General features: G+C 71.6%; 18 protein-coding genes. 10 read left to right on the top strand and 8 right to left on the bottom strand.

Annotated features, from left to right (window positions below):
- Positions 1–251: 251 nt before the first annotated feature.
- Positions 252–2,006, bottom strand: coding sequence for an acetyl/propionyl/methylcrotonyl-CoA carboxylase subunit alpha (locus ACFU9P_RS06555; RefSeq protein ID WP_376378733.1), 1,755 nt, complete (start codon positions 2,004–2,006; stop codon positions 252–254).
- Positions 2,007–2,347: 341 nt separating this feature from the next.
- On the opposite strand from ACFU9P_RS06555, the gene ACFU9P_RS06560 reads away from it, so the two are divergent.
- Positions 2,348–2,770, top strand: a complete 423-nt coding sequence (locus ACFU9P_RS06560) for a hypothetical protein (protein WP_384078046.1) — start codon at positions 2,348–2,350, stop codon at positions 2,768–2,770.
- Positions 2,771–2,833: 63 nt separating this feature from the next.
- Here the strand turns inward: ACFU9P_RS06560 and ACFU9P_RS06565 are convergent, their stop codons facing one another.
- The 3 genes from ACFU9P_RS06565 to ACFU9P_RS06575 form a co-directional block, all read right to left on the bottom strand.
- On the bottom strand, positions 2,834–3,448 hold the full coding sequence (locus ACFU9P_RS06565) for a Maf family protein (RefSeq protein WP_384078047.1): 615 nt from the start codon (positions 3,446–3,448) through the stop codon (positions 2,834–2,836).
- Between the two features lie 34 nt (positions 3,449–3,482).
- On the bottom strand, positions 3,483–3,611 hold the full coding sequence (gene mmpB, locus ACFU9P_RS06570) for a morphogenic membrane protein MmpB (protein ID WP_384078048.1): 129 nt from the start codon (positions 3,609–3,611) through the stop codon (positions 3,483–3,485).
- A 98-nt stretch (positions 3,612–3,709) separates the two neighbouring features.
- Entirely contained in the window at positions 3,710–4,378 is a 669-nt protein-coding gene (locus ACFU9P_RS06575; RefSeq protein ID WP_384078049.1) for a TetR/AcrR family transcriptional regulator, read from the bottom strand.
- 100 nt (positions 4,379–4,478) lie between these two features.
- On the opposite strand from ACFU9P_RS06575, the gene ACFU9P_RS06580 reads away from it, so the two are divergent.
- Positions 4,479–5,903 (top strand): MFS transporter, encoded by a 1,425-nt coding sequence (locus ACFU9P_RS06580; RefSeq protein ID WP_384078050.1) that lies wholly within the window; start codon positions 4,479–4,481, stop codon positions 5,901–5,903.
- 105 nt (positions 5,904–6,008) lie between these two features.
- On the opposite strand, the gene ACFU9P_RS06585 is transcribed toward ACFU9P_RS06580, so the two are convergent.
- Positions 6,009–6,218, bottom strand: a complete 210-nt coding sequence (locus ACFU9P_RS06585; RefSeq protein WP_384078051.1) for an acyl-CoA carboxylase epsilon subunit — start codon at positions 6,216–6,218, stop codon at positions 6,009–6,011.
- A 35-nt stretch (positions 6,219–6,253) separates the two neighbouring features.
- Positions 6,254–7,915: an acyl-CoA carboxylase subunit beta gene (locus ACFU9P_RS06590; RefSeq protein WP_384078052.1), complete on the bottom strand. Its 1,662-nt coding sequence runs from the start codon at positions 7,913–7,915 to the stop codon at positions 6,254–6,256.
- A gap of 131 nt (positions 7,916–8,046) precedes the next feature.
- Between ACFU9P_RS06590 and ACFU9P_RS06595 the strand changes: the two genes are divergently transcribed.
- The 4 genes from ACFU9P_RS06595 to ACFU9P_RS06610 all read left to right on the top strand — a co-directional run bounded on the left by ACFU9P_RS06595 (position 8,047) and on the right by ACFU9P_RS06610 (position 12,493).
- Positions 8,047–8,910 carry a biotin--[acetyl-CoA-carboxylase] ligase gene (locus ACFU9P_RS06595; RefSeq protein WP_384078053.1) on the top strand — a complete coding sequence of 288 codons (864 nt, stop codon included), beginning with the start codon at positions 8,047–8,049 and terminating at the stop codon, positions 8,908–8,910.
- A gap of 247 nt (positions 8,911–9,157) precedes the next feature.
- Entirely contained in the window at positions 9,158–10,309 is a 1,152-nt protein-coding gene (locus tag ACFU9P_RS06600) for an adenylate/guanylate cyclase domain-containing protein (RefSeq protein WP_376378705.1), read from the top strand.
- A 68-nt stretch (positions 10,310–10,377) separates the two neighbouring features.
- Positions 10,378–11,208: an enoyl-CoA hydratase/isomerase family protein gene (locus ACFU9P_RS06605; protein WP_376378702.1), complete on the top strand. Its 831-nt coding sequence runs from the start codon at positions 10,378–10,380 to the stop codon at positions 11,206–11,208.
- A 151-nt stretch (positions 11,209–11,359) separates the two neighbouring features.
- Positions 11,360–12,493: a diguanylate cyclase domain-containing protein gene (locus tag ACFU9P_RS06610; RefSeq protein ID WP_384078054.1), complete on the top strand. Its 1,134-nt coding sequence runs from the start codon at positions 11,360–11,362 to the stop codon at positions 12,491–12,493.
- Positions 12,494–12,718: 225 nt separating this feature from the next.
- Here the strand turns inward: ACFU9P_RS06610 and ACFU9P_RS06615 are convergent, their stop codons facing one another.
- Positions 12,719–13,426: an alpha/beta fold hydrolase gene (locus tag ACFU9P_RS06615; RefSeq protein WP_384078055.1), complete on the bottom strand. Its 708-nt coding sequence runs from the start codon at positions 13,424–13,426 to the stop codon at positions 12,719–12,721.
- A gap of 103 nt (positions 13,427–13,529) precedes the next feature.
- Between ACFU9P_RS06615 and ACFU9P_RS06620 the strand changes: the two genes are divergently transcribed.
- On the top strand, positions 13,530–14,363 hold the full coding sequence (locus tag ACFU9P_RS06620) for a helix-turn-helix domain-containing protein (RefSeq protein WP_384078056.1): 834 nt from the start codon (positions 13,530–13,532) through the stop codon (positions 14,361–14,363).
- A 32-nt stretch (positions 14,364–14,395) separates the two neighbouring features.
- Complete coding sequence (hutH, locus tag ACFU9P_RS06625; protein ID WP_384078057.1) at positions 14,396–15,943, top strand: histidine ammonia-lyase; 1,548 nt, start codon at positions 14,396–14,398, stop codon at positions 15,941–15,943.
- Between the two features lie 81 nt (positions 15,944–16,024).
- Here the strand turns inward: hutH and ACFU9P_RS06630 are convergent, their stop codons facing one another.
- Positions 16,025–16,339, bottom strand: a complete 315-nt coding sequence (locus tag ACFU9P_RS06630) for a hypothetical protein (RefSeq protein WP_376378688.1) — start codon at positions 16,337–16,339, stop codon at positions 16,025–16,027.
- A gap of 109 nt (positions 16,340–16,448) precedes the next feature.
- On the opposite strand from ACFU9P_RS06630, the gene ACFU9P_RS06635 reads away from it, so the two are divergent.
- Both ACFU9P_RS06635 and ACFU9P_RS06640 read left to right on the top strand, forming a co-directional pair.
- Positions 16,449–16,847, top strand: coding sequence for a hypothetical protein (locus tag ACFU9P_RS06635; RefSeq protein ID WP_376378685.1), 399 nt, complete (start codon positions 16,449–16,451; stop codon positions 16,845–16,847).
- A gap of 199 nt (positions 16,848–17,046) precedes the next feature.
- The gene (locus ACFU9P_RS06640) at positions 17,047–18,315 is read left to right on the top strand and encodes an Ig-like domain-containing protein (RefSeq protein ID WP_376378791.1); all 1,269 of its coding nucleotides are present in this window, start codon (positions 17,047–17,049) and stop codon (positions 18,313–18,315) included.
- Positions 18,316–18,402: the final 87 nt, after the last annotated feature.

Here is an 18,402-nt window from a genome sequence, read left to right on the forward strand (position 1 = left end):
CCCGGTGGCGTCCAGGATGCCAGGCCCGCGGACCGTACCGGGTACGGCGAGGTCCTGTCCGGTGGGTCTTCGGGGATCAGGCCGCGGCGTCTGGTGCGGTGGATCGCAAGGCGGAGGATCGCCCGTGTACTGGATGTACTCGGGCGACTCCGACAACGCAGCGAGGTGCCGTGCCAGGCGTCGCGGGCCCCCGAAGACCCACCGGACAGGGCCTGGGCCGCCGGATGGATCCGGCGGCCCTCCGTCGGAGGTCAGTCCTTGATCTCGCAGATCGTCGCGCCCGACGTGAGCGACGCGCCGACCTCCGCCGAGAGGCCCTTGATCGTGCCCGAGCGGTGCGCGTTCAGGGGCTGTTCCATCTTCATCGCCTCCAGCACGACCACCAGATCGCCCTCCTTGACCTGCTGGCCCTCCTCCACCGCGACCTTCACGATCGTGCCCTGCATCGGGGAGGCCAGGGTGTCGCCCGAAGCCGCGGACGCGGACTTCTTGGCCGCGCGCCGCTTGGGCTTGGCGCCCGCGGCGAGGCCGGTCCGGGCCAGGGTCATGCCCAGGCTGGTGGGCAGGGAGACCTCCAGCCGCTTGCCGCCGACCTCGACCACAACCGTCTCACGGCCGGGCTCGTCATCGGTCTCGGCGTCGGCCGGGGCGGCGAAGGCCGGGATGTCGTTGACGAACTCGGTCTCCATCCAGCGGGTGTGGACGCTGAACGGGTTGGACGTGAACGCCGGGTCGGTGACGACCTTGCGGTGGAAGGGGATCGCCGTGGCCATCCCCTCGACCGTGAACTCCTCCAGCGCCCGCGACGCCCGCTGGAGCGCCTGCTCACGGGTGGCGCCGGTGATGATCAGCTTGGCCAGCAGGGAGTCCCAGGCCGGGCCGATGACCGAGCCGGACTCGACGCCCGCGTCCAGCCGGACGCCGGGGCCCGCGGGCGGGGCGAAGGCCGTGACCGTACCGGGGGCGGGCAGGAAGCCGCGGCCCGGGTCCTCGCCGTTGATACGGAACTCGAAGGAGTGCCCGCGCACCGCCGGGTCGTCGTACCCCAGCGGCTCGCCGTCCGCGATCCGGAACATCTCGCGGACCAGGTCGATCCCGGTGACCTCCTCGGTGACCGGATGCTCCACCTGGAGACGGGTGTTGACCTCAAGGAAGGAGATCGTGCCGTCCGTGCCGACGAGGAACTCGACCGTGCCCGCGCCGACGTACCCCGCCTCCTTGAGGATCGCCTTGGACGCCGCGTACAGCTCGGCGTTCTGCTCGTCGGAGAGGAACGGCGCCGGGGCCTCCTCGACGAGCTTCTGGTGGCGGCGCTGGAGCGAGCAGTCACGGGTGGAGACGACCACCACATGCCCGTGCTTGTCGGCCAGGCACTGGGTCTCCACGTGCCGGGGCTTGTCCAGATAGCGCTCGACGAAGCACTCGCCGCGGCCGAAGGCTGCGACCGCCTCGCGGACGGCCGACTCGTACAGTTCGGGGATCTCTTCGAGCGTACGGGCGACCTTGAGGCCGCGCCCGCCGCCGCCGAAGGCCGCCTTGATGGCGATCGGCAGACCGTGCTCCTCGGCGAACGCCACGACCTCGCCGGAGCCGGAGACCGGATCGGGGGTGCCCGCCACCAGGGGGGCGCCGGCGCGCTGCGCGATATGGCGGGCGGCGACCTTGTCACCGAGGTCGCGGATGGCCTGCGGCGGCGGGCCGATCCAGGTCAGCCCGGCGTCCAGGACGGCCTGGGCGAATTCCGCGTTCTCGGACAGGAATCCGTAGCCCGGATGGATCGCGTCCGCGCCCGAGTCCTTCGCCGCCTGGAGCACCTTGGCCATGTCCAGATAGCTGGCCGCCGGGGTGTCACCGCCCAGGGCGAACGCCTCGTCTGCCGCGCGGACGTGCAGGGCGTCCCGGTCCGGGTCGGCGTAGACGGCTACGCTCTGGATCCCGGCATCCCGGCAGGCACGGGCGACGCGGACAGCGATTTCGCCTCGGTTGGCGATGAGCACCTTGCGCACGATGGCTCCCTCCTTGAAACAAGCTGAGTTTAGGGACTGCCGACACGCCCCATCGAACAGTCCCCATTCGTGAGCTTCCCCACACGGAGCGTGTTTCGAGGCCGGCTCAAGTCGCGAAATCCCTTGTGACACCACGGTACGCCGCGATCCACCGTCGCACAGTAGCGTCCTGATGTGGTCCAGCTCTCTGTCCGAGTGCCCCTCGGCGGATCGCGATTCTTTGTGGAGTCCCTACGAATGGCGGAATGCTCCGCCGGCTTCGTTCGGGCCCTTGTCCGAAGGTTTACCCGTTAGTAGCGTGCGCGATGGCGTACGTACTGGCGGTAACAGAGGGCAAGGGAATGAGGTGGGGAGCCGTGGGGCGGAGACCGGTGGCCTGGGTGGCCGCGGTCGTACTGCTGCTGGAGGCGCTCGGCATCGTGTTCGTCAACGGGGTGCTCGCCACGGTGGTCGACAACCAGCGGATGTCCCTGGCGGGGCTCGATCCTGACGCGATGTCCGCCGGGAGCTGGGTGCTGGGCGGGATCCTCGGGCTGTTTCTCGTGCTGTGCGCGGCGATCGTGGTGCGTACGGCCGTCCGGGACCGGGCGCCCGGTCGCTGGGCGCGGTACGCGCTGATCGGCTGCGCCGTGGTGCACGGGGTGCTGGGCGCGCTGGCGGTGGGGCTGGTGGGGTGGACGGCGTTCGCGTTCCTGATGGTGGTCCTGGGGATGCTGGTCCTGGTCCTGGTGGCGTACGAGCAGCGGGACGCGGCGGCGGCCTGAGGCCAACCGCCGTGGCGACGGCGGGAGTTCAGGTCCGGGGCCGGTTCCGGACCGGGGGCCGGTTCAGGACCACAGGTCGGTGATCGTGATGCCGTGCTCGGCGAGCAGCCTGCGCAGCAGGGGCAGCGACAGACCGATGACATTGCCGTGGTCGCCGTCGATGGAGTCCACGAAGGGCGCGGAGAGGCCGTCCAGGGTGAAGGCGCCGGCCACGCGGAGGGGTTCGCCGGAGGCGACGTACGCGGCGATCTCGTCGTCCGTCGGGCTGCTGAAGCGGACGGTGGTCGAGGCTGTCGCTGAGGCGCTGCGGCCGGTCTCGGTGTCGATCACGCAGTGGCCGGTATGGAGGATCCCGGCGCGCCCGCGCATCGACTTCCAGCGGGAGGTGGCCTCCTCCGCGTCGGCGGGCTTGCCGAGCGCCTCGCCGTCCAGTTCCAGCAGGGAGTCGCAGCCGATGACCAGGGCTCCGGCCGCCTCTGGGCGCGCGGCCACGGCGGCGGCCTTGGCCTCGGCGAGTACGAGCACGAGCGCGGCCGCGTCCGGCGCGGAGAGCGCGTCCTCGTCGACCCCGCTGACGATCACCTCGGGCGCGAGCCCCGCCTGCCGGAGCAGATTGAGCCGGGCGGGCGAGGCGGAGGCGAGGACGAGCCGACGGCGCTGATCAGTCATGCGGGCCATGGTAGGTGCCTGCGTACGGCTCGGTGAAAGCCGGTCAGTGCACGCCGAGAACGATCATCGCCACCACCACGGCCAGCGCGAGCAGCACGCCCGCGCGGCGCAGCATCGACTGGGCGTCGCGCAGTTCCTGGGGCGGCTCGTTCTTGGGGTCGGACCACAGCATGGAGCCGATACTCCGGCCACCCGGACCGGAGCGCCTGAGTACGGGTACTCATCCACGGCGCCCCGGCGGGCCGTCCCGGACCAGGACCTGTCCGCGGATCAGCCATGGAACGCGCCGGCGCGCGCGCCCGCGAGGGCCACCGCCACGGCCCGCTCCGCGTCGGCCGGGGTCAGGGGCTCGCGGCTGATGGCGAAGCGGTAGTAGAGGGGCGCGGAGACGGCGCGCAGGACCTCGGTCGCGTCCGTACCGGCCGGGATCTCGCCGCGCGCGACGGCCCGCTCCACAGCCGGGGCCCATTCGCGCAGCCGGGTCGTGTAGAAGCCGTTCAGCGCGGCGGCGCACTCCTCGTCGCAGGCGGCGGACCCGATGACCGCCTGGAAGACGGGTCCCATCCGCGGGTCGGTGAGCGTCTTCAGTACGAGCAGGGCGTTGGCCCGCAGATCACCTTCGAGGCTCCCGGTGTCGGCGGCGGGCAGCGACTGCTCGGCCATGTCGTGCAGCAGGTCGGTGATGAGCCCGATCGACGAACCCCAGCGCCGGTAGACCGTGGTTTTGCCCACGCCCGCCGCCGCCGCGACCCGGTCCATGTTCAGCGCGTGGAAACCCTGCTCGGCCAGGGCGTCCTGGGTCGCCTCCAGGACCGCGGCCCGGACCTTGGCGGTACGGCCACCGGGGCGGACGGTCCCGGGCGTGGCCGGAGCGGGCCCCGGCGTGGCCCTCGACACGGCTGACGCGGCCCCCGAGGGCGTCGGCTGCTCGCTGCTCAAACGGGTCTCCTGTTCCATTAGCTGCTCCTGTCCTGCTACCGTCATGGACATCTTAATGGAACCAGGGGCCCATTTAAGGGTTTCGGGGAGGGGCGGAGCCATGACCACAGCCGAGCCGGCGGTGCCGACCCCGGCGCCGGGAAAATCGCCGGGAGACCGCCCGCCGCGAGATCACCGTATGGACGGGCGGGCCCGTCTGACCCTGGTGGTGCTCCTGGTCGCGCAGTTCATGCTCGCGGTCGACTTCTCGATCCTCAATGTCGCGCTGCCCGCGATCGGCGACGGGCTCGGCTTCTCCCTCGCCGGGCTCCAGTGGGTCGCCACCGCCTTCGCCCTCGCCGCCGCGGGCTTCACCCTGCTCTTCGGGCGGGTCGCCGATCTCGTCGGGCGGCGCCGGATCTTCCTCGGCGGCATGGTCCTGCTCGGGGTCTCGTCCCTGGCGGGCGGGCTCGCGGCGACCCCCGGGACCCTGCTGATCGCACGTGCCGCGCAAGGCCTCGCCACCGCCGCCGTCACCCCGGCCGGACTCTCGCTGCTGACCACCGCGTTCCCCGAGGGCCCCGCACGCGACAAGGCGCTGGGGCTCAACGGCGCGCTCATGTCCGCGGGGTTCACCACCGGCGCGGTCCTCGGCGGCGTACTGACCGATCTGCTCTCCTGGCGCTGGGCCTTCCTGATCAATGTGCCGGTCGCCCTGGCCGTTGTTGCGATCGCCCCCGCCGTACTGAAGGAGAGCCGCCCCGAGAAGCGCTCCCGGCTGGACATACCGGGCGCCCTCACCGTCACCGGCGGACTGCTCGCCCTGGTGTACGGACTCACCGCCGCCGGTGAGCACGGCTGGGGCAGCCCGTACGCACTCGTCCCGCTGGCCCTCGGTGCCGTACTCCTGACCGGGTTCCTCGCCCTGGAGAAACGGTCCGCCGCGCCGCTCGTACCCGTACGGATCCTGCGCCGCCGGACCGTCGTCTGGGGCAATCTCGCCGGACTGATCGCCTTCGCCACCGAGACCTCGCTGGTCTTCCTGATGACGCTCTACCTCCAGCAGGTCCTCGGCTTCTCACCGCTCGCCGCCGGGCTGTCCTTCGGGGTGCTCGGCGCCGGTACGGTCCTGGGCGGGGTGGTGGCCTCGCGCGTCATCGGCCGGTACGGCACCCGCGCCACGCTGATCGCGGGCGGGCTGCTCCAGGCGGGCGCGACGGCTTCTCTGTTCGCGCTCGGTGACGACCGGGGCTGGCTGGGGCTGCTGCTCGCCGGGACGTTCGCCGGCGGGGTCGGGAACATGCTGGCGATCGTCGGCTTCATGGTCACCGCGACCTCCGGGCTGCCGGATGAGGAGCAGGGCACGGCGACCGGGCTCGCGACCATGACCCAGCAGATCGGGATCACCATGGGCACGCCGGTGATGGCCGCGGTGGTCGTCACCTCGGGCACGCTGCTCACCGGGATCGGGCTGGCGGTCCTGGTCAACGCGACGATGGTGCTGGCCGGGGCCCTTCTGGCGGGCCTGTTCCTGAAGCACCCCTGACCCCGTGCGTGCGGTGTCCTCAATCGCCGGACGGGCTGCTGCGCTGTGTCCTCAATCGCCGGACGGGCTGCTGTGCTGTGTCCTCAATCGCCGGACGGGCTTATTTCAGCCCGGCCAGTACGTCCGTGCCCAGGCCCTCGGTCCCGGGGCCGGGGTGCGGTGGCGGGCGATACGGGTGGGGGACGCCCACTCGGCCGGCGGCTCCGGCGGGGCCTCCGACGGCGCGTTCGCCGCCGCGGCGCGGGCCCGGACCACTGCCAGTGCGGCGGCCAGCTCCTCCCGCGTGGGGTTCCCCCGTACCACAACCTTGATCATGTGCGGCTCCCTTCCTGAAGAGGCCTCTCGGCCTCCTACAGCGGAATGTTCCCGTGCTTCTTCGGAGGCAGGCTCTCCCGCTTCGTACGCAACTGCCGCAGCCCCTTCACGATATGCGCCCGGGTGTCCGACGGCATGATCACCGCGTCGACATAGCCGCGCTCCGCCGCAACGTACGGGTTGAGCAGCGCGTCCTCGTACTCCCTGATCAGCCCGGCGCGCGCCGCCTCCTGCGCCTCCTCGTCGCCGGCCGCGGCGATCGTACGGCGGTGCAGGATGTTCACCGCACCCTGTGCGCCCATCACCGCGATCTGCGCGGTCGGCCAGGCCACATTGAGATCGGCGCCCAGGTGCTTCGACCCCATGACGTCGTACGCGCCGCCGAAGGCCTTGCGAGTGATCACCGTGATCAGCGGGACCGTGGCCTCGGCGTACGCGTAGATCAGCTTGGCGCCGCGCCGGATGATGCCGCCGTACTCCTGGTCCACGCCCGGCAGGAAGCCCGGCACGTCCACGAAGGTCAGCACCGGGACGTTGAAGGCGTCGCAGGTACGGACGAAACGCGCCGCCTTCTCCGAGGCGTTGATGTCCAGACAGCCCGCGAACTGCAGCGGCTGGTTGGCGACCACGCCGACCGGGAACCCCTCGACCCGGCCGAAGCCGGTGATGATGTTCGGCGCGAACAGCGCCTGGGTCTCCAGGAACTCACCGTCGTCCAGCACCCGCTCGATGGCCGTGTGCATGTCGTACGGCTGGTTCGCGGAGTCCGGGATCAGGACATCGAGATCGCGGTCGTCGTCGGTGGTCGTGAGGTCGGCCGGCTCGGGGAAGGCGGGCGGCTCGGAGAGATTGTTCGAAGGGAGGTACGAGAGCAGGGACTTGACGTACTCGATCGCGTCCTTCTCGTCGCCCGCCATATGGTGCGCGACCCCGGACGTGGTGTTGTGCGTACGGGCGCCGCCCAGCTCCTCGAAGCCCACGTCCTCGCCGGTCACCGTCTTGATCACATCGGGGCCCGTGATGAACATGTGCGAGGTCTGGTCGACCATCACCGTGAAGTCGGTGATCGCCGGGGAGTAGACCGCGCCGCCCGCGCAGGGGCCGACGATCAGGCTGATCTGCGGCACCACACCCGAGGCGTGCACATTGCGGCGGAAGATCTCGGCGAACAGCCCGAGCGCGGCCACCCCCTCCTGGATCCGCGCGCCGCCGCCGTCGTTGATGCCGACGATCGGGCAGCCGGTCTTCAGGGCGAAGTCCATGACCTTGACGATCTTCTCGCCGTACACCTCGCCCAGCGAGCCGCCGAAGATGGTGAAGTCCTGCGAGTAGACACAGACCGGGCGCCCGTCGACCGTGCCGTACCCGGTGATCACACCGTCTCCGTACGGGCGGTTCTTCTCGATGCCGAAGGCCGTGGAGCGGTGGCGGGCGAACTCGTCGAGTTCGACGAAGGACCCCTCGTCCATCAGCAGCCCGATCCGCTCGCGCGCGGTCAGCTTGCCCTTGGCGTGCTGCTTCTCCACCGCGCGGGCCGAACCGGCGTGCGTGGCCTCCTCGATACGGCGCCGGAGATCCGCGATCCGGTCCGCGGTGGTGTGGGCGGCGGACCCGGCGGCGGCCCCTTCTGGGGATCCGGGGGAGGTCTCCGCGGGCGTTCCGGCGGCGGTTCCGGGGGCGTTTTCCGGCTCGGACATCGGGATGCGGCTCCCTGCGGGGTCACGGATGCGGTTGTTCCGGGTGCGGTCCCGGGCTGCTACTGATCCGTAGCGTATCGGCGCCGATACCGTTCGGCAGTGCGGTGTTCCCCACACCTAGGGTGGCTTGCATGAACGACTCCCACACCCCCGTGAGCCGCTGGTCCGACCTGGACCGTCCCCCTCTCGACGCTACCGCGCTGCGCCGGGCGCTGGTCAGGCCAGGCACCCTGTGGACCTCGGTGGACGTGGTCACCGAGACCGGCTCCACCAACTCCGATCTCGCGCTGCGGGCCGGGGCCGGCCGCGCCGAGGAGGGCGCGGTGCTGGTCGCCGAGGAGCAGACCGCCGGGCGGGGGCGGCTGGACCGGCGGTGGACGGCGCCCGCGCGCTCCGGGCTCTTCTTCTCCGTACTGCTCAAGCCGGGCCCCGACGTGCCGGTCGGACGGTACGGCTGGCTGCCGCTGCTCACCGGAGTGGCCGTGGCGACCGGCCTGGCGCGGGCGGCGGGCGTGGACACGGCCCTCAAATGGCCCAACGACCTGCTGGTGACCGTCGCCGGCGAGGAGCGCAAGGCGGGCGGGATCCTCGCCGAGCGCGTGGGCGAGGACGCGATCGTCGTGGGCATCGGCCTCAATGTCTCGCTGCGGGAGGCGGAACTGCCCGTACCGACGGCCGGTTCCCTGGCCCTCGCGGGCGCCGCGTCCCTGGACCGGGACATCCTGCTGCGGGCGGTACTGCGCTCGCTGGAGCACTGGTACGGGGAGTGGCGCGCGGCGGGCGGCGATCCGGCGCTGTCCAGGATCCAGGAGGCGTACGCGGCGGGCTGCGCGACGCTGGGGCGTACGGTACGGGCCCAGCTTCCCGGCGACGGCGAACTGGCCGGCGAGGCGGTGGCGGTGGACGGCGACGGCCGGCTGGTCGTACGGACCGCGGACGGCGAGCGGCACCCGGTCGGCGCGGGCGACATCGTCCACCTGCGCGCGGCGGACTGACGCGGGACTGACGCGCGGCGGACCGGGCGGGCGGACCGGGCGGACTGAACGGCCCGGCCCCGGAAGCCGTATCAAGGACACGTACGAAGGAGACAAAGGCCCACCCGAACCGGGCACACCGGCGGCCTCCCGGACGTATAAATAGGCTGGTGGGTGGGACGTGAGCCAGGGCACACCTGCCGTATCGTTGAGGCGGTCCACGACAGATCGGCAGGACAGTGCGCAGGGAACGGGCAGGAGGCGGCTGGTGACCGTCGACGACGCGACTTCCGGCGAGGACGCGCGGCGCCCGTCGGAACGGTCCGGATACCCGACCCCCCACCATGTCGTCGACCACACGGCCGAGCCGACGCACGACCCCCTCGCCATCCGCCTCGAACAGCTCATCCTCGGCGCCGAGCGCCGCTACACCCCCTTCCAGGCGGCCCGTACCGCCGGGGTCTCCATGGACCTCGCCTCCCGTTTCTGGCGCGCCATGGGCTTCGCCGACATCGGCCAGGCCAAGGCCCTCACCGAGGCGGACGTGCTGGCGCTGCGGCGGCTCGCGGGCCTGGTGGAGGCCGGACTGCTCAGCGAGCCGATGGCGATCCAGGTCGCCAGGTCGACGGGACAGACCACGGCCCGGCTCGCGGAGTGGCAGATCGACTCGTTCCTGGAGGGGCTCACCGAGCCGCCCGAGCCGGGGATGACGCGTACGGAAGTGACGTATCCGCTGGTGGAGCTGCTCCTGCCGGAGCTGGAGGAGTTCATCGTCTACGTCTGGCGGCGCCAGCTCGCCGCCGCCACCGGACGGGTCGTGCAGGCCGCGGACGACGAGGAGATGGTCGACCGGCGGCTGGCCGTCGGCTTCGCGGACCTCGTCGGGTTCACCCGGCTGACCCGGCGGCTGGAGGAGGAGGAGCTGGGCGAGCTGGTCGAGGCGTTCGAGACGACCTGCGCCGATCTCGTCGCCGCGCACGGCGGCCGGCTGATCAAGACCCTGGGCGACGAGGTCCTGTACGCGGCGGACGACGCGGGGACGGCGGCGGAGATCGCGCTGCGGCTCATAGAGACGATGGCCCACGACGACTCGATGCCGGCGCTGCGGGTGGGGATCGCGTTCGGGACGGTCACCACGAGGATGGGCGATGTCTTCGGTACGACCGTGAACCTGGCCAGCAGGCTCACCTCGATCGCGCCCAAGGACACGGTGCTTGTCGACGGCGCGTTCGCGGAGGAGCTGATCCGTACGCGCGAGGCCCCGGAGTCCGAGGCGCAGGCGGCCGAGACGGCGGCGGAGGCCGAGAAGCTGGGGCAGGCGCCGCCCTCGTACCGCTTCGCGCTCCAGCCGATGTGGCAGCGGCCGGTGCGCGGGCTGGGCGTGGTGGAGCCGTGGCTGCTGGGGCGGCGGAGTACGTAGGTCTTTTGATTTGGGCAGGCTCTAGGATCGGCTTCCGGTGAACCGTCGTTAACCGGGAGGGTACGGTCATGGGCGAGGCTGAAGAGATCGCGGGCGAAGGCGCGGAGCGGTTCGGGGAGTTCGTCGTCGTACGGCGGCACGGCCCCGGCGGACATGTCGCGGAGCTGGTCCTGGACCGGCCGCAGGCCATGAACGCCGTCTCGACCGCGATGGCCGCGTCCATCGCCGCCGCGTGCGCGGCGCTCGCCGCCGACCGGGATGTACGGGCGGCCGTCGTGACCTCCACCCACGCGCGGGCCTTCTGTGTCGGCGCGGACCTCAAGGAGCGCAACTCCCTCACCGACGCCGAGCTGGTGCGCCAGCGGCCGGGCGCGCGGGCCGCGTACACCGGGGTGCTCGATCTGCCGATGCCGGTGATCGCGGCGGTGCACGGCTACGCCCTGGGCGGCGGGTTCGAGCTGGCGCTCGCCTGCGATCTGATCGTCGCGGACCGTACGGCGGTGCTGGCGCTGCCCGAGGTGTCGGTCGGGGTGATCCCCGGCGGCGGCGGTACGCAGCTCCTGCCGCGCCGGGTCGGGGCCGCGCGGGCCGCCGAACTCGTCTATACGGCACGGCGGGTGGCGGCCGAGGAGGCCGAACGGCTGGGCCTCGTCGACCTGCTGGTGGACGAGGGCGCCGACCGGGACGAGGCGCTCGCGCTGGCCGGCCGTATCGCCGCGAACTCGCCGGTCGGCCTGCGGGCCGCGAAGCGTGCGCTGCGGCTCGGGCAGGGGCTCGATCTGCGGGCCGGACTGGAGGTCGAGGACGCCGCGTGGCGGTCGGTCGCGTTCTCCGGGGACCGGGCGGAAGGGGTCGCCGCGTTCAACGAGAAGCGGAAGCCGGAGTGGCCGGGGGAGTGAGCGGGGCGGGGTCTCGGGGGTGGCCGGGGGCGAGCCGGGCGCGGCTCGGGGAGAGGCCCCGGGAGTGGTCCGGCGACCCTGTGCGAGACGCGTGATCATCGCCCTTCGCTCCAGATGATCAAATCCGCACATACCGTCCTAAGCTGGGGGAATGGGAGTGGACGGGCGGCTGCGCGCCATAGTGGAACTTTCTCAGGCAATGGCGGCGGCCCCGACGGAGACCGCGTCCTGGCGGGCCGCCGCGCGGGGCGCGATGGAGGCGCTCGGGGGCAGCTTCGGGGCGCTGTCGGTGTGGGAGCGGGACCAGGGACGGCTCAGGGTGCTCGTGAACGCGGGGGAGCGGGCGGAGGGGGAGGAGGAGTTCCCCGAGGACGAGACGTATTCCGTGCACGAGTTCCCGGAGATCGCGGAGTTTCCGCACGAGCGCTGGGCGGTGGGGGCGGGGCCGAGCGCGTGGGTCGAGACGGCGTCGGGGGCGGGGCCGGGCTCCGGTCGCGGCGGTCCGCGGGCCGCTGCTCTGCGCAGGCGCGGCCGTGGCTGCTGTGTCGTCGCGCCGGTCGTGCTGCACGGGCGGGCGTGGGGCGAGCTGTATGTGGCGCGGCCCCGGGGGGCGCCGGTGTTCGGCCGGGACGACGCGGACTTCGCGACCGTCATCGCGTCGGTGGTCGCGGCCGGGCTCGCGCAGACCGAGCGGCTCGAAGAGGTCCGCCGCCTCGCCTTCACCGATCCGCTGACCGGGCTCGCGAACCGGCGGGCGGTGGACGTACGGCTCGACGAGGCGGTCGCGCGGCACCGGCGTGAGGGTGCCGTCGTCAGCCTCGTCGTCTGCGACCTCAACGGACTGAAGCGGGTCAACGACACCCATGGGCACGCGGTCGGCGACCGTCTGCTGGAACGGTTCGGCACGGTGCTGTCGGTCTGCGGCGCGAAGCTCCCGGGCGCGCTGGCGGCGCGGCTGGGCGGTGACGAGTTCTGCCTGGTCGCGGTGGGGCCTTCGGCGGACGAGGTGATCGCGGTGGCGGACGAGCTGTGTGCGCGGGCGGGCGAGCTGAATCTGGGCGAGGGCGTGGCGTGCGGTATCGCCTCGACGGGCGACCCGATCGGCGAGGTCCGCTCGGCCCGCCGCCTCTTCCGCCTGGCGGACGCGGCGCAGTACCGGGCGAAGGGGGCGAGGTCGGCGGTGCCGGTGGTGGCGGGGCGGGACGAGCGCGTGGTGGAACTGGCGGACGCGCCGCCGCGGGGCGGTGACCGCCGCAGGTTCCGCGACGCGGGGCCGGGTGCGTAGGGTGCCGCGTCCGTGCGGGGCGCGATGTCTTTCCCGGGCCCGCCCGGGGTGCCGGTTCGTCCTCAATCGCCGGACGGGCTTGTTTTTGCCGGCCGGCACCGCGACGCGGGGCCGGATTGTCCTCAATCGCCGGACGGGCTTGTTTTGGCGCCGGGTGCGCGAAATCCAGCCCGTCCGGCGATTGAGGACGGAACCGCCCAGCCTGGTGCCGGGGGCTGCCCAGGGTCAGGCGAGCCTGCGCAGGAGGTCGGCGACTTCTGTCGGCATCGTGATCATGCAGTCGTGGCCCGTCGGCAGTTCCCACACGGGCTCTGCCGCCGGGACGGGCCGGCGGACAATGCCCTCCGGCATCCCGGCAACGCAGTGGATATGCGCGCGCGGAATCGTATGCACCGCCGGGTTGTCCAGCCTGACCGGCTGCTGGAGGCAGCGCACCGACTGGTCCGACAGCATCGTGCGCAGCCAGGCGACGTCCGCCGGGTCGGTGACCCCGAACAGGCCCGCGGGCGGCGGCAGCTCGGGGAGCGGCGGAACCCGCCAGCCGGGCCCGGACTTCGTGGCGTTGTCGATCAGGACCTGAGTGATGGGCTGGACATCGGCCGCGCTCTCGCCGTCCTCCGGGACCATCGCGTCGAGAAAGACCAGCCGCGCGATCCGGTCCGGGACCCGGTTGGCCGCGGACGAGATGACCAGCCCGGCATAGCTGTGTCCCACAAGGACCACGTCCGTGAGATCTTCCTCGGTGATCAGCCCGACGATGTCGTCGACGTGCGTGTCGAGCCCCACCTCGGGGCCGAGCAGATGCGCCTTGTCGCCGTGGCCGGTCAGCGACGGCGCGAACACCCGGTGTCCGGCCGACGCCAGCAGCGGGACCACTCGCTCCCAGCACTGTCCGCTGTGCCAGGCGCCGTGTACCAGCAGATACGTTGTCATGCCGATCAGGCTGCCTTCCGCGTACCGGCCGAGCGAGGGCCCCCGCGATCCTGGGGGTGACAGGACCAGGCTCGCGCGCGGTCGCCCGGATTACAGTGCGGAGATGAGCGACGAACCGAACCTGCTCGGCGATTACGTACGCGCCCGCCGTGAGCTCGTCACTCCTGAACAGGTCGGCATCCCCGTTCTGGGCGTACGGCGCGTGCCGGGCCTGCGCCGGGAAGAGGTCGCGATGCTCGCCGGTATCAGCGCCGACTACTACCTGCGCCTGGAACAGGGCCGCGACCGCAACCCCTCCGTGCAGGTCCTTGAGTCCCTCGCCCGTGTGCTGCGGCTCGACGACGACGCGACGGCGTATCTGCTGCGCCTCGGCGCCGCCAAACCCCGACGGCCCCGGCGCCGTCCCCGTAAGGAAACCGTGCCGCCGGGCATCGCCAAGCTCGTCGCCGCGCTCCCGCTGCCCGCGCTGGTCGAGGGCCGCTACTTCGACGTCCTGACCGCCAATGCCTTGGCGACCGCTCTGTCACCGCGCCTCACGGCGGGGGGCAACCGCCTGCGGGACGTGTTCCTCGACCCCGCCGAGCAGGCCCTCTACCCGGACTGGGAGGACGCCGCGACGGGCATGGTCGCCGGCTTCCGCGAGTCCGTCGGCACCGATACGGACGACCCCCGGTTCATCGAACTCGTCGGCGAACTCTCCCTCGCCAGCCCCCGCTTCAGCGAGCTGTGGGCCCGCCACGACGTGGAGGCGTGCGAGGGCACCCCCAAGACCATCGACCACCCGCAGGTCGGTGCCCTGCGCCTGAACCGGGAGAGGCTGGCTGTCGCCGGCACGACGGGCCAGACGCTGGTCGTCTACCACCCGGACCTGGGAACGAACGCGGACAAACTGACCCTCCTGGCCTCCACGGTCCAGCCGTCGGCACCCCTCTCGTGACATGGACGGATTCAGTCCGTAGGGTTCTGAATATGGATATGCACACTGTCGTGGTGGGGACCGTCGGCGCCACCGCCGCGGATGTCATCGCCGTCGCCCGCCACCGCGCCCCCGTCGAGCTCTCCCAGGACGCCCTGCGGGCCATGGCCGAGGCGCGGGAGGTTGTGGACGCGCTCGCCGCCAAGCCCGAGCCCGTGTACGGCGTCTCGACCGGGTTCGGCGCGCTCGCGACCCGGCACATCGGGCAGGATCTGCGGGCGCGGCTCCAGCGCAACATCGTGCGGTCGCACGCCGCCGGCATGGGCCCCCGCGTCGAGCGGGAGGTCGTGCGCGCGCTGATGTTCCTGCGGCTCAAGACGCTCGCGTCGGGGCGTACGGGCGTACGCCCCGATGTCGCCCGCACCATGGCCGCCGTGCTGAACGCCGGGATCACCCCCGTCGTCCACGAGTTCGGCTCCCTCGGCTGCTCCGGCGACCTCGCGCCGCTCTCGCACTGCGCCCTGACGCTCATGGGCGAGGGCGACGCCGAGGGCCCCGACGGCACCCTCGCCCCGGCCGCCGAACTGCTCGCCGCGCACGGCATCGCCCCGGTCGAGCTGCGCGAGAAGGAAGGGCTCGCGCTGCTCAACGGCACCGACGGCATGCTCGGCATGCTGATCATGGCCATCGACGATCTGCGCCGCCTCTACATCTCCGCCGACATCACCGCCGCCCTCAGCCTGGAGGCCCTGCTCGGCACCGCCAAGGTCCTCGCCCCCGAGCTGCACGCCATCCGCCCGCACCCCGGCCAGGGCGTCAGCGCCGCCAATATGCTGCGGGTCCTCGCCGGGTCCGGGCTCACCGGGCACTTCCAGCAGGACGAGGCCCCGCGCGTCCAGGACGCCTACTCCGTACGCTGCGCCCCCCAGGTCGCCGGCGCGGGCCGGGACACCCTGGAGTACGCGAGCGTGGTCGCCGGACGCGAACTGGCCTCCGCGGTCGACAATCCCGTCGTCCTGCCCGACGGCCGCGTCGAGTCGAACGGGAACTTCCACGGCGCCCCCGTCGCGTACGTCCTGGACTTCCTGGCGATCGCCGCCGCCGACCTCGGCTCCATCGCGGAGCGCCGTACGGACCGGCTCCTCGACAAGAACCGCTCGCACGGCCTGCCGCCCTTCCTCGCCGAGGACCCCGGTGTCGACTCGGGCCTGATGATCGCCCAGTACACCCAGGCCGCCCTGGTCAGCGAGATGAAGCGGCTGGCCGTGCCCGCGTCGGTCGACTCGATCCCGTCCTCCGCGATGCAGGAGGACCATGTCTCCATGGGCTGGTCGGCCGCCCGCAAGCTCCGTACCGCCGTCGACCATCTGACCAGGATCATCGCCGTCGAGCTGTACGCGGCGACGCGCGCCGTCGAGCTGAGGGCCGGTCTGACACCCGCGCCCGCCTCCCTCGCCGCCATCGGCACCCTGCGCGACGCGGGGGTCCAGGGCCCGGGCCCCGACCGCTTCCTCGCGCCCGACCTCGCCGCCGCCGACGCCTTCGTACGCGAGGGCGCGCTGATCGAGGCGGTCGAGGCGGTGACCGGCCCGCTGGCCTGAAGTCGCGCGGTACGAGGAGGGGGCCGCCCGGACTGTGCCGGGCGGCCCCCTCGTACTCGTACTGACTCGTACGGAAGCGCCTTACAGCGCCCTGTTGCCTCTGCGCACCGAGTGCACGACGAGCCCGGCGACGATCCCGAGGATCGCGGACCCCCCGAACAGATACGGCGTGGCATCCACACCGCCCGGATCGGCGAGGGCGAGCTGCCGCGGGCTTTCCGCGGCCGCGGAGTCCTCGTCGGACTCCCCGGAGGAGAGGCTGTGCACGGTCCGCTCCGACACCTGCGCCGGGGCGCTCCGGTCATCCGTGGCGTTCGCGGAAGGAACGAACCACAGAGCACAGAGCAGCGCCCCGGCGGCGACGGCGGTCAGCAGCGGTCGGCGTACGACGGACACGGAATCGATCCCCCTTGTGACAACGCCGAATTGGCTGGGTGCGCCGATGCTAGTGAAAGCAGCGGGTCGCGGGAAAGTCGAGAGGGTTCCGCGCTCTACCCTCCGTCGTATGACCACTACAGAAACATCACGGTATGTGCGGCTTCGGGTGGAATTGGTGCTTGAGGTCGACGACCCCGAGAAACTGAGCGCCACCGCCCTCGGCCGTATCGGCGCAGACGAGTTCATGCCCGACGACGAGCGCGCCCACGCCGAGTCGGCGGTACGGGAGGACGAGGCCGAGGCCATCGCGTACCTCGTGGAACCGTTCGACCTGGTCAGAAGCGTCCCCGGGGTCCAGCTCGCCCAGGCCTCGTGGAGCAGCGAGCAGATCGACTACGACCCGGACTCCGTGGAATGGAACCTCGATCGCGCCGGCGCCGACGACGACGATGACGACACCGCCGCCGAGGACAGCGACGGGGATCGTGAGGAAGAGGAGGAGGAAGTCCGAGCTGGTCGGGGCTAGCGCTGGAGCGTGTCACCCTGGTAAGCCCCGGTCCGCGTCAGCCGACGGGCCGGGGCTCGTCCATGCCGTGCGGAGGGTCATGCGGTACGGCGGGTTTCGTACGGTACGGCGAGTGGTGTGCGCCACATCTCGGTTGAAGTGGAACCGGACGAACCGGTACAGCAGTTCTTAATGGATACCGGCAGAGGTAGCGGCGATGATGGAGAAGCGTGTGATGACGGACAGCAAGCGGCGCAAGGGCCTCATGGTCGCGTCCGCGGTGCTCGGCGGGGTACTGGTGCTTTCGGCATGTAGTGAGGGCGCGGACGACGCATCCGCCGACAGCACGAAGTCTCCGTCGTCACAGGCCCAGGTGGACGAGGCGGCGGCCAAGGACACCTCCGAGGCCCAGATAGCCATCTCGCCGAAGAACGGCGCCACGAACGTCGGTATCAACAACGACGCCAAGGTCACCGTCACCAAGGGCACCCTCAGCGAAGTCACCATGACCACCGCGGACGGCACCGACGTCCCCGGCACGATGTCCGACGACTCCACGAGCTGGCAGCCGGACGGACAGCTCGACCGCTCCACCACGTACAAGATCACCGCGTCGGCGAAGGACGCCAAGGGCCGCGCGGCCCATGAGAACTCGTCCTTCACCACCGTCTCGCCCTCCAACAGCTTCATCGGGAACTTCACCCCCGAGGACGGCTCCACGGTCGGCGTCGGCATGCCCGTCTCGATCAACTTCGACAAGGCGATCAGCGACCAGAAGGCCGTGCAGGAGGGGATCACGGTCACCTCCAGCAGCGGCCAGGAGGTCGTCGGCCACTGGTTCAGCTCGCAGCGGCTCGACTTCCGCCCCGAGCAGTACTGGGAGGGCAACTCGACGGTCACCCTCAAGCTCGACCTGGACGGCGTCGAGGGCGCCCCGGGCGTCTTCGGGGTGCAGCAGAAGACGGTCACCTTCACGATCGGCCGCAACCAGGTCAGCACCGTCGACGCCCAGAGCAAGACGATGACGGTCACCCGGGACGGCCAGACGATCAAGACCATCCCGATCTCCTCCGGCTCCCCGGAGAACCCGACGTACAACGGACAGATGGTGATCTCCGAGAAGTTCAAGGAGACCCGGATGAACGGCGCGACGGTCGGCTTCACGGACGACGACGGCAAGGGCGAGTACGACATCAAGGACGTGCCGCACGCCATGCGCCTGTCCACCTCGGGCACCTTCATCCATGGCAACTACTGGGGCGCCAAGTCCATCTTCGGCTCCGTCAACACCAGCCACGGCTGTGTGGGTCTGGCGGATGTGAAGGGCGCGGGCGACGCGAACCAGCCGGCGGCGTGGTTCTACAACAACTCGCTGATCGGCGATGTGGTCGTCGTCAAGAACTCCCCGGACAAGACCATCAAGCCCGACAACGGCCTCAACGGCTGGAACCTCAACTGGGCCGACTGGCAGGCCGGTTCCGCGGTCTGATCCGGTTCGGCCGGGTCCCGGCCCGTATCCCGGCCCGGCTCGCTTCGTACGGCTCGCCTCGTACGTCCGTACGTACGCCCCACGGCG

The organism is Streptomyces sp. NPDC057617 (assembly GCF_042800555.1).
Classification (GTDB): domain Bacteria; phylum Actinomycetota; class Actinomycetes; order Streptomycetales; family Streptomycetaceae; genus Streptomyces.

What these genes read in the sequence shown, in the direction of transcription:
- ACFU9P_RS06560 (WP_384078046.1), top strand. Translation starts at nt 2,348, where the DNA reads ATGAGGTGGGGAGCCGTGGGGCGGAGACCGGTGGCCTGGGTGGCCGCG.
- ACFU9P_RS06565 (WP_384078047.1), bottom strand. Translation starts at nt 3,448, where the DNA reads ATGGCCCGCATGACTGATCAGCGCCGTCGGCTCGTCCTCGCCTCCGCC.
- mmpB (WP_384078048.1), bottom strand. Translation starts at nt 3,611, where the DNA reads ATGCTGTGGTCCGACCCCAAGAACGAGCCGCCCCAGGAACTGCGCGAC.
- ACFU9P_RS06580 (WP_384078050.1), top strand. Translation starts at nt 4,479, where the DNA reads ATGACCACAGCCGAGCCGGCGGTGCCGACCCCGGCGCCGGGAAAATCG.
- ACFU9P_RS06585 (WP_384078051.1), bottom strand. Translation starts at nt 6,218, where the DNA reads ATGATCAAGGTTGTGGTACGGGGGAACCCCACGCGGGAGGAGCTGGCC.
- ACFU9P_RS06590 (WP_384078052.1), bottom strand. Translation starts at nt 7,915, where the DNA reads ATGTCCGAGCCGGAAAACGCCCCCGGAACCGCCGCCGGAACGCCCGCG.
- ACFU9P_RS06595 (WP_384078053.1), top strand. Translation starts at nt 8,047, where the DNA reads ATGAACGACTCCCACACCCCCGTGAGCCGCTGGTCCGACCTGGACCGT.
- ACFU9P_RS06605 (WP_376378702.1), top strand. Translation starts at nt 10,378, where the DNA reads ATGGGCGAGGCTGAAGAGATCGCGGGCGAAGGCGCGGAGCGGTTCGGG.
- ACFU9P_RS06610 (WP_384078054.1), top strand. Translation starts at nt 11,360, where the DNA reads ATGGGAGTGGACGGGCGGCTGCGCGCCATAGTGGAACTTTCTCAGGCA.
- ACFU9P_RS06615 (WP_384078055.1), bottom strand. Translation starts at nt 13,426, where the DNA reads ATGACAACGTATCTGCTGGTACACGGCGCCTGGCACAGCGGACAGTGC.
- ACFU9P_RS06620 (WP_384078056.1), top strand. Translation starts at nt 13,530, where the DNA reads ATGAGCGACGAACCGAACCTGCTCGGCGATTACGTACGCGCCCGCCGT.
- hutH (WP_384078057.1), top strand. Translation starts at nt 14,396, where the DNA reads ATGGATATGCACACTGTCGTGGTGGGGACCGTCGGCGCCACCGCCGCG.
- ACFU9P_RS06635 (WP_376378685.1), top strand. Translation starts at nt 16,449, where the DNA reads ATGACCACTACAGAAACATCACGGTATGTGCGGCTTCGGGTGGAATTG.
- ACFU9P_RS06640 (WP_376378791.1), top strand. Translation starts at nt 17,047, where the DNA reads ATGGAGAAGCGTGTGATGACGGACAGCAAGCGGCGCAAGGGCCTCATG.